Origin of the sequence: Streptococcus sp. 3874, assembly GCF_013276425.1 — a bacterium.
Lineage (GTDB): Bacteria > Bacillota > Bacilli > Lactobacillales > Streptococcaceae > Streptococcus > Streptococcus pseudopneumoniae.
Genome location: NZ_VMLA01000074.1, coordinates 1 through 15023 on the forward strand (window position 1 = coordinate 1; position 15023 = coordinate 15023).

The 15023-nt window shown below is 39.6% G+C and carries 14 protein-coding genes and 2 pseudogenes; 9 read left to right on the plus strand and 7 right to left on the minus strand.

Features of this window, described 5'->3' with window-relative positions; all coding sequences use genetic code 11:
- Positions 1 to 156, plus strand: a 156-nt coding sequence (locus HT703_RS07730) for a transposase (protein WP_172930013.1), incomplete at its 5' end; no start/stop codon positions are given.
- Positions 157 to 221: 65 nt separating this feature from the next.
- On the opposite strand, the gene HT703_RS07735 is transcribed toward HT703_RS07730, so the two are convergent.
- The 7 genes and pseudogenes from HT703_RS07735 to HT703_RS07765 all read right to left on the minus strand — a co-directional run.
- A complete protein-coding gene (locus HT703_RS07735; RefSeq protein WP_100104188.1) occupies positions 222 to 1148 on the minus strand; it encodes an ATP-binding cassette domain-containing protein in 927 nt (308 codons plus the stop codon).
- A gap of 10 nt (positions 1149 to 1158) precedes the next feature.
- Positions 1159 to 2226 carry an ABC transporter ATP-binding protein gene (locus tag HT703_RS07740; RefSeq protein ID WP_000159548.1) on the minus strand — a complete coding sequence of 356 codons (1068 nt, stop codon included), beginning with the start codon at positions 2224 to 2226 and terminating at the stop codon, positions 1159 to 1161.
- An 8-nt stretch (positions 2227 to 2234) separates the two neighbouring features.
- A complete protein-coding gene (gene oppC / locus HT703_RS07745; protein ID WP_000103703.1) occupies positions 2235 to 3161 on the minus strand; it encodes an oligopeptide ABC transporter permease OppC in 927 nt (308 codons plus the stop codon).
- Positions 3161 to 4657: an ABC transporter permease gene (locus HT703_RS07750; protein WP_000759897.1), complete on the minus strand. Its 1497-nt coding sequence runs from the start codon at positions 4655 to 4657 to the stop codon at positions 3161 to 3163. The genes oppC and HT703_RS07750 overlap by 1 nt, the downstream gene beginning before the upstream one ends.
- Before the next feature lie 66 nt (positions 4658 to 4723).
- The gene (locus HT703_RS07755; protein ID WP_138707876.1) at positions 4724 to 6703 is read right to left on the minus strand and encodes a peptide ABC transporter substrate-binding protein; all 1980 of its coding nucleotides are present in this window, start codon (positions 6701 to 6703) and stop codon (positions 4724 to 4726) included.
- A gap of 290 nt (positions 6704 to 6993) precedes the next feature.
- Positions 6994 to 7090: pseudogene (locus HT703_RS07760) on the minus strand (IS5/IS1182 family transposase); the annotation flags it as partial.
- Between the two features lie 115 nt (positions 7091 to 7205).
- A pseudogene (locus tag HT703_RS07765) lies at positions 7206 to 7903 on the minus strand (IS5 family transposase); the annotation flags it as partial.
- Between the two features lie 335 nt (positions 7904 to 8238).
- On the opposite strand from HT703_RS07765, the gene HT703_RS07770 reads away from it, so the two are divergent.
- The 8 genes from HT703_RS07770 (at position 8239) to HT703_RS07800 (ending at position 15017) form a co-directional block, all read left to right on the plus strand.
- Positions 8239 to 9192 (plus strand): class I SAM-dependent methyltransferase, encoded by a 954-nt coding sequence (locus tag HT703_RS07770; RefSeq protein ID WP_172930014.1) that lies wholly within the window; start codon positions 8239 to 8241, stop codon positions 9190 to 9192.
- A gap of 49 nt (positions 9193 to 9241) precedes the next feature.
- A complete protein-coding gene (locus HT703_RS07775; RefSeq protein ID WP_172930015.1) occupies positions 9242 to 10432 on the plus strand; it encodes an acetate kinase in 1191 nt (396 codons plus the stop codon).
- On the plus strand, positions 10433 to 10564 hold the full coding sequence (locus tag HT703_RS12005) for a hypothetical protein (protein ID WP_000768904.1): 132 nt from the start codon (positions 10433 to 10435) through the stop codon (positions 10562 to 10564). It abuts the gene before it with no gap.
- Between the two features lie 16 nt (positions 10565 to 10580).
- Entirely contained in the window at positions 10581 to 10952 is a 372-nt protein-coding gene (rnpA, locus tag HT703_RS07780) for a ribonuclease P protein component (protein ID WP_000739244.1), read from the plus strand.
- Positions 10927 to 11751, plus strand: a complete 825-nt coding sequence (locus HT703_RS07785; RefSeq protein WP_319932141.1) for a membrane protein insertase YidC — start codon at positions 10927 to 10929, stop codon at positions 11749 to 11751. Before rnpA ends, HT703_RS07785 begins: the two co-directional genes overlap by 26 nt.
- 17 nt (positions 11752 to 11768) lie before the next feature.
- Positions 11769 to 12755 (plus strand): RNA-binding cell elongation regulator Jag/EloR, encoded by a 987-nt coding sequence (jag, locus tag HT703_RS07790; protein ID WP_119946818.1) that lies wholly within the window; start codon positions 11769 to 11771, stop codon positions 12753 to 12755.
- Between the two features lie 50 nt (positions 12756 to 12805).
- On the plus strand, positions 12806 to 13429 hold the full coding sequence (locus HT703_RS07795) for a hypothetical protein (RefSeq protein ID WP_023937019.1): 624 nt from the start codon (positions 12806 to 12808) through the stop codon (positions 13427 to 13429).
- Between the two features lie 130 nt (positions 13430 to 13559).
- Positions 13560 to 15017, plus strand: a complete 1458-nt coding sequence (locus HT703_RS07800; protein ID WP_050208199.1) for a PTS ascorbate transporter subunit IIC — start codon at positions 13560 to 13562, stop codon at positions 15015 to 15017.
- Positions 15018 to 15023 lie beyond the last annotated feature (6 nt).

Below are 15023 nucleotides of genomic sequence, written 5' to 3' on the forward strand. Positions count from 1 at the left end.
TCGTTATTGGGCGGTTACGAAGCAACCAATAATCTCATTAAGCTTATCAAACGAAATGCCTTTGGATTTCGGAACTTTGAAAACTTCAAAAAACGGATTTTTATCGCTCTGAACATCAAAAAAGAAAGGACGAAATTTGTCCTTTCTCGAGCTTAGCTGACTTCAACCCACTACAGTTGACAAAGAGCATAAAAATTGACATGGAAATTATAAAACCATTATTAGTTTAACCCTTGTTGGTAACGTGCCAATTCGGCTTGGTTCGCCCAAACATAGTGACCTGGACGGATTTCTACCATAGATGGCTTATCAGTCTCATAATCGTGTTGACTTGGGTCGTAAACCTTCAAGACCTTCTTACGTTCCAAGATTGGATCTGGGATTGGTACCGCTGAAAGCAAGGCTTGAGTATATGGGTGAATTGGATTGTTAAACAATTCTTCTGTCTCTGCAACCTCTACAATAACACCCTTGTAAATAACTGCGATACGATCTGAAATAAAACGAACAACCGACAAGTCATGGGCGATAAAGAGATAGGTCAAGCCAAGTTCTTTTTGGAATTTTTTGAGCAAGTTTAAGACTTGGGCACGCACAGAAACGTCCAAGGCTGAAATTGGTTCATCCGCAATAACAAAGTCTGGTTGCATGACCAAGGCACGGGCAATACCGATACGTTGACGTTGACCACCTGAAAACTCATGAGGGTAACGAGTCAAATGCTCAGCAAGCAGACCCACTTCACGGATAATATTTTGAACTTTCTCTTCACGCTCTGCTTCATCCTTAAACAAATGGTGATTGTAAAGACCTTCAGAAATAATATAATCAACAGTCGCACGTTCATTCAAACTTGCCGCAGGGTCTTGGAAAATCATCTGGATACGACGAATCAATTCCGCAGCTTGTTCACGCGATTTCTTACCATTAATCTTTTGACCCTCAAAAATGATATCTCCATTACTTGTATCATTGAGACCGATGATAGCACGACCAATAGTTGTTTTCCCACTACCTGACTCACCAACAAGCGAGAACGTTTCTCCCTTGTTGATAAAGAAGTTAGCATTTTTAACCGCGACAAACTTCTTACTTCCTTCACCGAAGGAAATTTCTAAATCTTTAATTTCTACTAATTTTTCAGACATTTCCTTCCTCCTAGTCAGCCAGATGGGCAAATCCCATTTTTTCACGGATCTTATCATGGAGATTTGCAATCACAGCTGGTTTTTCTACTTTTGGAGCATCCTCATGAAGTAGCCAAGTTTTAGCCCAATGTGTCTCTGATACTGAGAATTGAGGAGCTTTTTGTTCGAAGTCAATCTGCATTGCATAGTCAGAACGCAAGGCAAAGGCATCCCCTTTCAGGTCAGTATAAAGTGACGGAGGTGTTCCTGGGATTGAGTAAAGATCCCCTTTATCATCAGCAAGCTGAGGCAAGCTAGACAAGAGACTCCATGTATATGGATGGCAAGCGTCATAGAAGACTTCCTCAACAGTTCCATACTCAACGATTTCTCCTGCATACATAACCGCTACCTTATCCGCAATACTTGCTACCACACCAAGGTCGTGAGTGATAAAGATTGTTGTGAAATGATACTCGTTTTGTAAAGATTTTAGCAAATCAATAATCTGAGCTTGAATGGTTACATCCAAGGCAGTTGTTGGCTCATCACAGATCAAGACATCAGGTCGGCAGGCAAGGGCAATCGCAATAACGATACGTTGACGCATTCCTCCAGAATATTGGAATGGGTATTCATCAAAACGTCTATCTGCATCTGGAATCCCAACCTTATTCATGTAGTCAATGGCCAATTCTTTTGCTTCCTTGGCTGTTTTTCCTTGGTGTTTTACAATAACTTCTGTAATCTGGCTACCAATTGTTTTAATGGGGTCCAAACTAGTCATTGGATCCTGGAAGATAGTCGCAATCTTAGCACCACGAATTTGTTCCCAATCCTTGTGAGAAGATAAAGCTGTCAAATCCTGACCACGGTAGTCAATACTACCTTGGGCAATGCGACCATTTTCTTCGAGCATACCTGTGAAGGTCTTTGTCAAAACAGATTTACCTGATCCTGACTCACCTACCAAGGCTAATACTTCTCCTTCAACTAGTTCAAGGGAAACGCCGCGAATGGCTGTCAATACTTTGTCACGAACGTCAAATTCCACGACAATATCGCGAGCAGTCAAAATTACATTTTTTTCTTTTGTCATTTCTACTCCTATCTATGTGTACGTGGATCACTAGCATCCGCTAAGTTTTGACCAACTACGAAAAGGGACAAGGATACCAAGACAAGAGTTGTCAATGGAATCCAGAACAAGTAAGCATTGGTTGTTACGTTTTGTGAATAATCCGAAATCAAACGACCCAAACTTGGCACGGTAATCGGTAATCCTAGACCGAAGAAAGACAAGAAGGCTTCGTATGAGATAAAGCTTGGAAGCATTTGAGTCATGGTTGTCACAATAACAGATACCAATTGTGGCATGATGTTTTTGGCAACAATCTTCAAGGTTGGTGTTCCCAAAGTACGTGACGCCAAGTTGTATTCCAAATCACGGTAACGCAAGATTTGCACACGGATCATGAAGGCAATCCCAATCCATGTCGTCACACTCATAGCAAAAATCAGATTCCAGAATCCAGCTCCGATTGAGTAAGTCAAGACAATGACAATCAAAAGAGATGGGATGTTTGAGATGACGTTATAAACTTCCATCATGACACGGTCAACTGATTTTGAAATTCCCCAAATACCACCGACAAAAACACCGATAACCAAGTTAATCACTGTCGCAATCACAGAAATGAGGATAGAGTTACGAGCTCCAAACCAGACACCGTCAAAGAGTGATTTACCGTTACTGTCTGTACCGAACCAATGCTCAGCATTTGGCTTGATATAACGAGCACTAAAGTCGTTTACCTTGCTGACATCATTGAAATCAAACTTAGAAAACATTGGGTAGATGAAACTCATCAAAATGATGGCTACCAAGATTCCCAACATGACTACAGTTGATTTTTTCTTCATAAATTGTCTAAACACTGATTTCCAGTAAGAATATGCTGGCGCATCAATAGTTTCAGAGGCAAAATCGTCACGTTTTACAAACTGAAATTTTTCTTTATCGATTGTAGACATTATTTGCCTCCTTTCTCAGTCAATTTAATACGTGGGTCAATAATAGTCATCCAAATATCTCCCAAAAGACGTGAGAAGATAGAAATACATGTAAAGATGAAGACAAGACCAACGACCATAGAGTTATTAGATGCTTTTACAGAGTCAATCAACATTTTACCCATACCTGGGAAGGCGAAGACTGTTTCAGTAAGGGTTGCACCACCGATAACCCCAATAATAGCACCAGGAATTCCTGAAACCAGCGGAACCATGGCATTTTTAAAGATGTGTTTGTTTGAAATTTCTTTTTCAGACAAACCTTTTGCACGAGCGAAACGAACAAAGTCTTGAGATTGCAAGTCAATCATGTAACGACGAATCCAAATAGCTGTACCAGGAGCACCCAACAAACCAAGGATGACTGCTGGTAAAACGTAAGAACGCCAATCTCCAGCTCCCAAGATAGGGAACGAATCTGGAAGACCAATAGATGATCCAATCAATCGAACGATGTAAACCAAGGCAATGGTTGGAAGAGCAAGCAAGAAGGTCAAAGCCCCCGTTGAGAAGCTATCAATCCAAGTGTTCTTGAAACGAGCCATGGCTGAACCAAGTGGCACTGCAATCGCATAAGAAATCACCAAACCAATCAAACCAGTAATAGCAGAGCTGACAATCATAGATGGATATTGGTAATTACTTTCAGTCGCTGTATAAGGATCATCTTTCCCATAGCTAGCTACTTCACGAGAGTCAGCCTGACTAGGTGACTTGTAGGTTCTTGAGTAAATATTTACAGAAGACGTTTTCTTACCTGTTGGGAACTGAACTTGGGCAGTTTTAGTTTGTCCTTGACCTTGAGTAATAACCTGAAGAACTGGTGTATTAGCATAGGTTGGGTAAGAGTCACCTAAATTGATGTTCACAAAATTTTGATGCACAAATGGGAACTGACTGTTAAAGTACAAGAGATATTTATGTTTAGTTCCTGAACCGACCAATGACCATCCGATAGCTGGATCATTTTCGAAACGAAGGTAACGTTTCAAGTCTGGATTTTCAGGGTCTTGGATTTTATTTGTATGGTCAATGTCAATCAAGTTAGCATAGAAGTGAAAAACACGTTCAAAAATGGGGATTTCACGACTAGCATAGAATTGACCACTTTCAGTAAATTCTCCCAAGGTCCAACCATGACCTAATTGATTGATGTACTTTTCATAAATAGCTTTATTGGTCGCATTTGCTTCTACTGTTACAGAAGAATCCATGCTACTTGCCTTTTCTTGCAACTCTTTAGTATCGTAATACTCAATGTAGCCCATACGCTCAAACACAGTATTTTCATAGTTATCACGTTTATCAGCCGTTGTCGCAATTTTATTATAGTTAGGGTCCTGCTTGAAAATCAATTTTCGAGGAACCAAGGTATAGATAATCGTGTAGGTCAAAGTCGTCACTAAGAAAATCGAAACCAATGACCGCAAAACACGCATAAAAATATATTTTTTCATATTATTTCCTTTAAAAATCCCAAAAGAACCTTCTCCTCATGGAGAGAAAGTTCTATTAGAAATTATTTACTTCACATGACTTGCCAATTCTTTTTGAGCTTTCTCATTTGATTCAGCTTTTTCTTTCAACCATTTTTCACGAGCTTTTTCATACTCTTTCTTAGTCACCGCTTTATCTTGCAATTTCAAATATTTGAAGTAAACATCTGACCCCTTAGAGCCTGTTTGCGCAGAAGCTCCAGTAAATGGAACAACTCGTGAAAGCACCGGTGCTGCACCAGAAGAAGCCATAGCAGGAATAAAGAGAGAACTATCAGTCAACCATGCTTGAGCCGCTGCATATTTTTCATAACGGACATTCAAGTCGCTTGTCTCTTTGGCAGCTTCATCAACTAATTTATCGTATTCTTTCAAACCAACTTGAACTACTGAAGGGCTACTTGGATTATCAAATCCTAAATATGTTTTTGTAGTTTCACTGCTAGTTGTTTTTAAAATATCCAAGTAAGTAGATGGGTCTTGATAGTCTGGTCCCCATGTAACTCCTCCTGATACATCCCAATCCTCAGATGAAGCATTGGCAGCATAGTAAGTAATATTAAGGAATTCATCACGTGTCATTTGTTGAATATCGACAACGACATTTTCAACACCAAGAACTGTTTCTACAGATTGTTTAAAGGACTGAATACGGGCGATGTAGCCTTTTGATGCTTGGTCTACTGGAACATCCAGATGAATAGGAAACTGAACGCCATCTGCTTCTAAAGCTTTCTTAGCTTTCGCAAACTCTGCCTTGGCCTTGTCAGCATTGAATAAACCATCCTGCCCATCAGCTAAATTCACACCTTTCCACTCATCTCCATAAGCAGGAAGTTGAGCAGCGACTAAATCACCAAAGGTCTTCTCACCAACTGAAACAAAGTCTGGTTTTACAAATAGATTACGAACTGCTAAAGCTGCTCCATCTTTACCATTGATTTGAGCTGAGTAAGCTGAGCGATCAAGAGCAAAATTCAAGGCTTGACGGAAATCTTTGTTAAGCAATGCCTTCTTAGTAGCTGCTTTCTCTGAATCGGTAGTTTTAGAAGTATAGTTGTAACTTTGGCGATCAATATTCACACCCAGACCAGCAATCCCAGAGCCTGGTTGTGTATAATAGATATTGTCCTTGTATTTTTCTGCAACCTTAGAATAGTTGGAGCTGGTAGGGAAAAGACGGGCATAACTATAAGCTCCACTAGTGAAGTTACGCTCTAGCGACTCCTGATCTGAGCCATCATAGTAAGCCAGATTTATAGTATCTAGGTGGACGTTTTCTTTGTCCCAATATTGTTCATTTTTTACAAACTCTACAGAAGATTTTGCAGTCAACCCTTTCAACAAGAATGGCCCATTATAAAGCAAGGATGTCGGATCTGTTGGTTTAGCAAAATCGCTTCCTTTTGATGTTTCGAATTCTTCATTCAGAGGCCAGAAAATAGAATAGGTCAACTTAGAGTTCCAGAACGGTTCAGGCTGGTTCAAAGTGTATTGTAACGTATAATCATCAACCGCCTTGACACCAACTGTTGAAAAATCTGTTGAAGTTCCTGATAGATAATCTGCCAAGCCTTTAACCGAGTTTTCAGCTAGATACATAGCTTCTGATTTTTTATCTGCTGCGTGTTTTAAGCCGTTCACGAAATCTTTAGCCGTCACCTCTGCATATTCTTCTCCATCAGAGGTAAACCATTTAACCCCTTTACGAATCTTATAAGTGTAGGTCAAACCATCCTTAGAGACTTCCCAATCCTCTGCAACTGCAGGAGCAAGATTACCGTAATTATCGTTAGTGAATAAACCATCAATCCCATTTGAAGTCACTACTGTTGTACTATTTTTACTTGAAATCAGGTAGTCCAAGGTTTCTGGGTCTGCTGTATAAACATAGCCATAAGCTTTAGGGGCTGATGAATCAGATGATTTTGAAGAACTGCATGCTGCAAGTACACCTGCTGCTAATAAAACAAGACCTGCTGTAGCAAATACACGATTTTTTTTCATTTTCTACTCCTCTGTTTATGTGAATTATAGATTGACAACCATTATATCACACTATCCATTAAAAATCAAACAAATTTTCAGAATATTTAGGCTTGTTGGCACAAATTTTTCATTTTTTTGAATATATGATTCAAATTGTCGTTCGAAATGTCAAAGACTACAGTGAAAATAGGAAATTTGACGCAGAAACTTTGGAGCTTAGGAAGACATACAGTAAAATAAAATACGGACGGAACAATGTGATTTTGGAATTCAAATCATTTTATAACAATATTAGACTTCCTGCAAAACTAGAATCCTAGTTCATGAATTGATAATGCCAGCAATCAAATTCATTCGTAATCCGAAGCGTTTACGATGATTTCGATAGGTTGTTGAAAACTATTTTAAACGTTTTCATAGTGAAATGAAATAAGAACGGGACAAATCAATCAAGACAGTCAAATCGATTTCTAACAATGTTTTAGAAGTAGAGGTGTACTATTCTAGTTTCAATCTACTATACTTTGTCAAAAATACTCTCAACCTTGATTCTCTCCTTAGATAGCGCATGGTTACAGGCTTTATCTTCAGCTGTTAGCGGCTTGAGTTTGCTGGATTTACGTGGAGTTTGTGCTTGAGGATCTATCTTCATGATTCCTTGATAACCACTGTCAGCCAAGATTTTACCAGCTTGTCCGATATTTCTGCGACTCATTTTGAACAACTTCATATCATGACAATAGTTCACAGTGATCTCCAAAGAAACAATTCTCCCTTGACTTGTGACAATCGCTTGAGCCTTCATAGCGTGGCATTTCTTTTTACCAGAATCATTCGCTAATTGTTTTTTTAGGGCGATTGATTTTTACTTCCGTCGCATCAATCATTACCGTGTCCTCAGAACTGAGAGGAGGTCTTGAAATCGTAAAACCACTTTGAACAAGAGTTACTTCAACCCATTGACTCCGATGGGTTAAGTTGCTTTCGTGGATACCAAGATCAGCCGCAATTTGTTCATAAGTTCGATATTTTCGCACATATTGAAGTCGCCATAAGAAGGTCTTCTAGGCTTAGTTTAGGTTTTCGTCCCCCTTTTGCGTGTTTACCTTGATAAGCTGTTTTCAATACAGCTAACATCTCTTCAAAAGTGGTGCGCTGAACACCAACAAGACGCTTGAATCGTGCATCAGTTAGTTGTTTACTTGCTTCATAATTCATAGAACTACTATACCATGTTTTGTTTCGCAGGAAGTCTAATAAATAAAAACTCTTTAAAATTTTGTTGGGAAAATGGGAAAAGATATAAATGGAAACTTAGTATAACACTTGGAAAACTCTGTAAAAATAGTAAGTCAATTCATGCTTCGTTTTTTCTCTAGGGAAGTTGGGCGGCTATATTTCTATGACCATTTGTCGGAATAAACATCCCTGCCAAGGGTCTATAGAAAAACTTTTGTTATCAGATTTAGATGCCCAACTTGTCATTTATACTCTTTCATATAGGACTTTCTATAAGGATGGAAAAAAGAAGGGAAATTTGATAAGATAGGAATATGGATTTTGAAAAAATTGAACAAGCTTATACCTATTTACTAGAGAATGTCCAAGTCATCCAAAGTGATTTGGCGACCAACTTTTATGACGCCTTGGTGGAGCAAAATAGCATCTATCTGGATGGTGAGACAGAGCTAAAACAGGTCAAAGAGAACAATCAAGCCCTTAAGCGCTTAGTGCTTCGCAAAGAAGAATGGCTCAAGACCTACCAATTTCTCTTGATGAAGGCTGGGCAGACAGAGCCTCTACAGGCTAATCACCAGTTTACGCCAGATGCTATTGCCTTGCTTTTGGTATTTATTGTGGAAGAGTTGTTTACAGAGGAAGAAATCACTATCCTCGAAATGGGTTCTGGCATGGGAATTCTGGGCGCTACTTTCTTGACCTCGCTTGATAAAAAGGTGGATTACTTGGGAATGGAAGTGGATGATTTGCTGATTGATTTGGCAGCTAGCATGGCAGACGTGATCGGATTGCAGGCTGGCTTTGTCCAAGGAGATGCCGTTCGTCCACAAATGCTCAAAGAAAGCGATGTGGTCATCAGCGACTTGCCGGTCGGCTATTATCCTGATGATGCCGTTGCGTCGCGTCATCAAGTTGCTTCTAGCCAAGAATATACTTACGCCCATCACTTGCTCATGGAACAAGGGCTTAAGTATCTCAAGTTAGACGGATACGCTATTTTTCTAGCTCCGAGTGATTTGTTGACCAGCCCTCAAAGTGATTTGTTAAAAGGGTGGCTGAAAGAAGAGGCGAGTCTGGTTGCTATGATTAGTCTGCCTGAAAATCTCTTTGCCAATGTCAACCAATCTAAGGCTATTTTTATCTTACAGAAGAAAAATGAAATAGCAGTAGAGCCTTTTGTGTATCCACTTGCTAGCTTGCAAGATGCAAGCATTTTAATGAAATTCAAAGAAAATTTTCAAAATTGGAGCAAAGGTACTGAAATATAAAATAGATTTTGTTATAATAGTTGAAAACGCTTAAAAGAGGTAATTGATAATGACAAAAACAATCGCAATAAATGCAGGAAGTTCAAGTTTAAAATGGCAATTATACTTAATGCCAGAAGAAAAAGTATTGGCGAAAGGCTTGATTGAACGTATCGGTTTGAAAGATTCAATTTCAACTGTAAAATTTGATGGCCGTTCTGAACAACAAATTTTAGATATCGAAAATCACACACAAGCTGTTAAAATCTTATTGGATGACTTGATTCGTTTCGATATTATCAAGGCTTATGATGAGATTACAGGTGTTGGACACCGTGTTGTTGCGGGTGGAGAATATTTCAAAGAATCAACAGTTGTTGAGGGGGATGTTTTAGAAAAAGTTGAAGAGTTGAGTTTGTTGGCTCCTCTCCACAATCCAGCCAATGCAGCAGGTGTTCGTGCCTTCAAGGAATTGTTGCCAGACATTACCAGTGTAGTTGTTTTTGATACTTCCTTCCACGCAAGTATGCCAGAGAAAGCTTATCGCTACCCTCTACCAACAAAATATTACACAGAAAACAAGGTTCGTAAATACGGTGCTCATGGTACAAGTCACCAGTTTGTAGCAGGAGAAGCTGCAAAACTCTTGGGACGTCCATTAGAAGACTTGAAGTTGATTACCTGTCATATTGGTAACGGAGGCTCAATTACAGCTGTGAAAGCCGGCAAATCTGTTGACACTTCTATGGGCTTCACTCCTCTGGGTGGTATTATGATGGGAACGCGTACAGGGGACATTGATCCAGCTATCATTCCTTATTTAATGCAATATACAGAGGATTTTAATACACCAGAAGATATCAGTAGTGTTCTTAATCGTGAATCGGGTCTTTTGGGAGTTTCTGCTAATTCTAGCGATATGCGTGACATAGAAGCTGCTGTAGCAGAAGGGAATCACGACGCTAGCTTGGCTTATGAAATGTATGTTGACCGTATTCAAAAACATATCGGTCAGTACCTTGCAGTGCTAAATGGAGCAGATGCCATTGTTTTCACAGCAGGTGTCGGTGAAAATGCAGAGAATTTCCGTCGTGATGTAATCTCAGGGATTTCGTGGTTTGGTTGTGATGTTGATGATGAAAAGAATGTCTTTGGCGTTACAGGAGACATCTCAACAGAGGCAGCTAAAATCCGTGTCTTGGTTATTCCAACAGATGAAGAATTAGTCATTGCCCGTGACGTTGAACGCTTGAAAAAATAAGTGAAACTAAAAAAATATTCAATACAAGGAGTTGGGAAAGTTATTTTTCCAGCTTCTTTTTCTGATGAAATTGTCCAAAACCTTGCTATGATTGGCTTTTTTGAAAAATATGGTATAATAGTAGTAATTTAATAGATGGAGTTGAGTTTTGAAGAAAAACTTTCGTGTAAAAAGAGAGAAAGATTTTAAGGCGATTTTCAAGGAGGGGACAAGTTTTGCCAATCGCAAATTTGTCGTCTACCAACTAGAAAACCAGAAAAATCATTTTCGAGTAGGTCTATCAGTTAGCAAAAAGCTGGGGAATGCGGTCACTAGAAATCAAATCAAGAGACGAATCCGACATATTATCCAGAATGCAAAAGGGAGTCTGGTAGAAGATGTCGACTTTGTTGTCATTGCTCGAAAAGGGGTTGAAACCTTGGGATACGCAGAGATGGAGAAAAATCTACTCCACGTATTAAAATTATCAAAGATTTACCAGGAAGGAAATGGGAGTGAAAAAGAAACTAAAGTTGACTAGTTTGCTAGGACTGTCTCTATTGATCATGACAGCCTGTGCGACTAATGGGGTAACTAGCGATATTACAGCCGATTCGGCTGTTTTTTGGAGTAAATTGGTTTACTTCTTTGCGGAAATCATTCGCTTTTTATCGTTTGATATTAGTATCGGAGTGGGGATTATTCTCTTTACGGTCTTGATTCGTACAGTCCTCTTGCCAGTCTTTCAGGTGCAAATGGTGGCTTCTAGGAAAATGCAGGAAGCTCAGCCACGCATTAAGGCGCTTCGAGAACAATATCCAGGTCGAGATATGGAAAGCAGAACCAAACTAGAGCAGGAAATGCGTAAAGTATTTAAAGAAATGGGTGTCAGACAGTCAGACTCTCTTTGGCCGATTTTGATTCAGATGCCGGTTATTTTGGCCCTGTTCCAAGCCCTATCAAGAGTTGACTTTTTAAAGACAGGTCATTTCTTATGGATTAACCTTGGTAGTGTGGATACAACCCTTGTTCTTCCGATTTTAGCAGCAGTATTCACCTTTTTAAGTACTTGGTTGTCCAACAAAGCTTTGTCTGAGCGAAATGGCGCTACGACTGCGATGATGTATGGGATTCCAGTCTTGATTTTTATCTTTGCAGTTTATGCGCCAGGTGGAGTCGCCCTATACTGGACAGTGTCTAATGCTTATCAAGTCTTGCAAACCTATTTCTTGAACAATCCATTCAAGATTATCGCAGAGCGCGAGGCTGTAGTACAGGCACAGAAAGATTTGGAAAATAGAAAAAGAAAAGCCAAGAAAAAGGCTCAGAAAACGAAATAATAAGGAGGAATCTGGTAATGGTAGTATTTACAGGTTCAACTGTTGAAGAAGCAATCCAAAAAGGATTGAAAGAATTAGATATTCCAAGGAAGAAGGCACATATTAAAGTCATTTCTAGGGAGAAAAAAGGCTTTCTTGGTTTATTTGGTAAAAAACCAGCCCAAGTGCATATTGAAGCGATTAGTGAAACGACTGTTGTCAAAGCAAATCAACAAGCTGTAAAGGGAGTTCCAAAACAAATCAATGATTTGAATGAGCCTGTTAAAACAGTTAGTGAAGCGACCGTTGATTTGGGTCATGTTGTAGAGGCAATTAAAAAGATTGAGGAAGAAGGCCAAGGTATTTCTGATGAAGTCAAGGCTGAAATCTTAAAACATGAAAGACATGCCAGCACTATCTTAGAAGAAACTGGTCACATTGAGATTTTAAATGAACTTCAAATCGAGGAAGCGATGAGGGAAGATGAGGGCGCTGATGACCTTGAAACTGAGCAAGACCAGACTGAAAATCAAGACCTGACAGAGATGGGCTTGAAAGTTGGACCAAGCTTTGATATTGAACAAGTAGCTACGGAAGTAACGACTTATGTTCAAACAATTATTGATTATATGGACGTTGAGGCGACGATTTCAAATGACTATAACCGTCGTAGCATCAATCTACAAATTAACACCAACGAACCAGGTCGTATTATCGGTTACCATGGTAAAGTCTTGAAGTCCTTGCAACTGTTGGCTCAAAATTATCTTTATAATAGCTATTCAAGAACCTTCTATATTACAATCAATGTCAATGATTATGTTGAACACCGTGCAGAAGTCTTGCAGACCTATGCGCAAAAATTGGCGACTCGTGTTTTAGAAGAAGGCCGCAGTCATCAAACAGATCCCATGTCAAATAGCGAACGCAAGATTATCCACCGTATTATTTCACGTATGGATGGCGTGACTAGTTACTCTGAGGGTGACGAGCCCAATCGCTATGTCGTTGTAGATACAGAATAAGTAAAATCAGGTTTATCCTGATTTTTTGCTAGCTAGAGGAGATGAAACGGATGCTGAATAAGATAAGAGATTATTTAGACTTTGCTGGTTTGCAGTACCGTAATCCTGATAAAGCGGGAGCAGAGCGAGAGAAGATGCTGGAATTGCGCTATAAAGGCCAAGAGGCACGAAAGGCTTTTACAGAACTGGCCAAAGCCTTTCAAGCAAGCCATCCAGAATGGCAACTCCAACAGACTAGTCAGTGGATGAATCAGGCCCAGCGTTTGAGACCACATTTTTGGGTTTATCTACAGAGAGACGGACAAGTGACAGAACCTATGATGGCCTTACGTTTGTATGGGACATCTACTGACTTTGGAATTTCTTTGGAAGTCAGTTTCATCGAGCGTAAGAAGGATGAGCAAACACTGGGCAAGCAGGCCAAAGTTTTAGACATTCCAACCGTTAAAGGGATTTATTATCTAGCCTACTCTGATGGTCAAAGTCAACGGTGGGAGGCGAACGAAGAAAATCGTCGCACTTTAGTCGAGAAGATAGGCAGCCAAGAAGTCCGTAAAGTTTTAGTGAAGGCAGACGTTCCTGTGACAGAAAATTCGTCTGAAGAAGAAATCGTAGAAGGCTTATTGAAGTCTTATTCTAAAATTCTTCCCTATTATCTAGCTACGAGAAAATAAGATAATTTGTAAAACATCATAAATCATACAGTCCAAGAGTGAACAGTCCGCTGTGTAATTCTTGGTCTTTTTGTTTGCGCTTTCGCATTATATAATAAACTTACAAAAACAATTCAAAAGGAGAACAATTATGGAAGTCGTTTCAAGTGTTCTAAATTGGTTTTCTAGCAATATTTTGCAGAATCCCGCATTTTTCGTAGGTTTATTGGTGTTGATAGGATACGCACTTTTGAAAAAACCTGCCCATGACGTTTTCTCAGGGTTTGTTAAAGCAACAGTAGGGTATATGTTGCTTAACGTGGGTGCTGGTGGTTTGGTTACAACCTTCCGTCCAATCTTAGCAGCCCTTAACTACAAATTCCAAATTGGTGCAGCGGTTATCGACCCTTACTTTGGACTTGCTGCAGCAAACAACAAAATTGCAGCAGAGTTTCCAGATTTTGTTGGAACTGCAACTACAGCTCTATTGATTGGTTTCGGAATAAATATCTTGCTCGTAGCTCTTCGAAAGATTACGAAGGTAAGAACCCTCTTTATTACTGGTCACATCATGGTACAACAAGCTGCAACAGTATCTCTTATGGTTCTATTCTTAGTACCACAATTGCGCAATGCTTACGGTACAGCAGCGATTGGTATCATCTGTGGACTTTACTGGGCAGTTAGTTCAAATATGACTGTTGAGGCAACTCAACGCTTGACTGGTGGTGGCGGATTTGCGATTGGTCACCAACAGCAATTTGCAATCTGGTTTGTAGATAAAGTAGCAGGACGCTTTGGTAAGAAAGAAGAAAGTTTAGACAATCTTAAATTACCTAAGTTCCTCTCAATCTTCCACGATACAGTTGTTGCATCTGCTACCTTGATGCTCGTATTCTTCGGAGCCATTCTTTTAATCTTGGGTCCAGACATTATGTCTAATAAAGAAGTCATCACTTCAGGAACTCTATTCAATCCTGCTAAACAAGATTTCTTTATGTACATTATCCAAACAGCCTTTACCTTCTCAGTTTACTTGTTCGTTTTGATGCAAGGTGTCCGAATGTTCGTATCTGAGTTGACAAACGCCTTCCAAGGTATTTCAAACAAATTGTTGCCAGGTTCATTCCCAGCGGTTGACGTTGCAGCTTCTTATGGATTTGGTTCTCCAAATGCTGTCTTGTCAGGATTTACCTTTGGTTTGATTGGTCAATTGATTACAATTGTCTTGCTCATCGTCTTTAAAAATCCGATTCTTATTATTACAGGATTTGTACCAGTGTTCTTTGACAATGCAGCCATTGCGGTCTACGCTGATAAACGCGGCGGATGGAAAGCGGCTGTTATCCTTTCCTTTATATCAGGCGTCCTTCAAGTTGCTCTAGGAGCTCTTTGTGTGGCCCTTCTCGATTTGGCATCTTATGGTGGCTACCATGGAAATATCGACTTTGAATTCCCATGGCTTGGATTTGGATATATCTTCAAATACCTTGCTATTGTTGGTTATGTACTTGTGTGTCTCTTCTTGCTTGTTATTCCTCAACTTCAATTTGCCAAAGCAAAAGATAAAGAGAAATATTACAACGGTGAAGTTCAAGAAGAAGCTTAGTATCTA

Coding starts and splice junctions, on each gene's coding strand:
- HT703_RS07735 (WP_100104188.1), bottom strand. CDS start 1,148: ATGTCTGAAAAATTAGTAGAAATTAAAGATTTAGAAATTTCCTTCGGT.
- HT703_RS07740 (WP_000159548.1), bottom strand. CDS start 2,226: ATGACAAAAGAAAAAAATGTAATTTTGACTGCTCGCGATATTGTCGTG.
- oppC (WP_000103703.1), bottom strand. CDS start 3,161: ATGTCTACAATCGATAAAGAAAAATTTCAGTTTGTAAAACGTGACGAT.
- HT703_RS07750 (WP_000759897.1), bottom strand. CDS start 4,657: ATGAAAAAATATATTTTTATGCGTGTTTTGCGGTCATTGGTTTCGATT.
- HT703_RS07755 (WP_138707876.1), bottom strand. CDS start 6,703: ATGAAAAAAAATCGTGTATTTGCTACAGCAGGTCTTGTTTTATTAGCA.
- HT703_RS07770 (WP_172930014.1), top strand. CDS start 8,239: ATGGATTTTGAAAAAATTGAACAAGCTTATACCTATTTACTAGAGAAT.
- HT703_RS07775 (WP_172930015.1), top strand. CDS start 9,242: ATGACAAAAACAATCGCAATAAATGCAGGAAGTTCAAGTTTAAAATGG.
- jag (WP_119946818.1), top strand. CDS start 11,769: ATGGTAGTATTTACAGGTTCAACTGTTGAAGAAGCAATCCAAAAAGGA.
- HT703_RS07795 (WP_023937019.1), top strand. CDS start 12,806: ATGCTGAATAAGATAAGAGATTATTTAGACTTTGCTGGTTTGCAGTAC.
- HT703_RS07800 (WP_050208199.1), top strand. CDS start 13,560: ATGGAAGTCGTTTCAAGTGTTCTAAATTGGTTTTCTAGCAATATTTTG.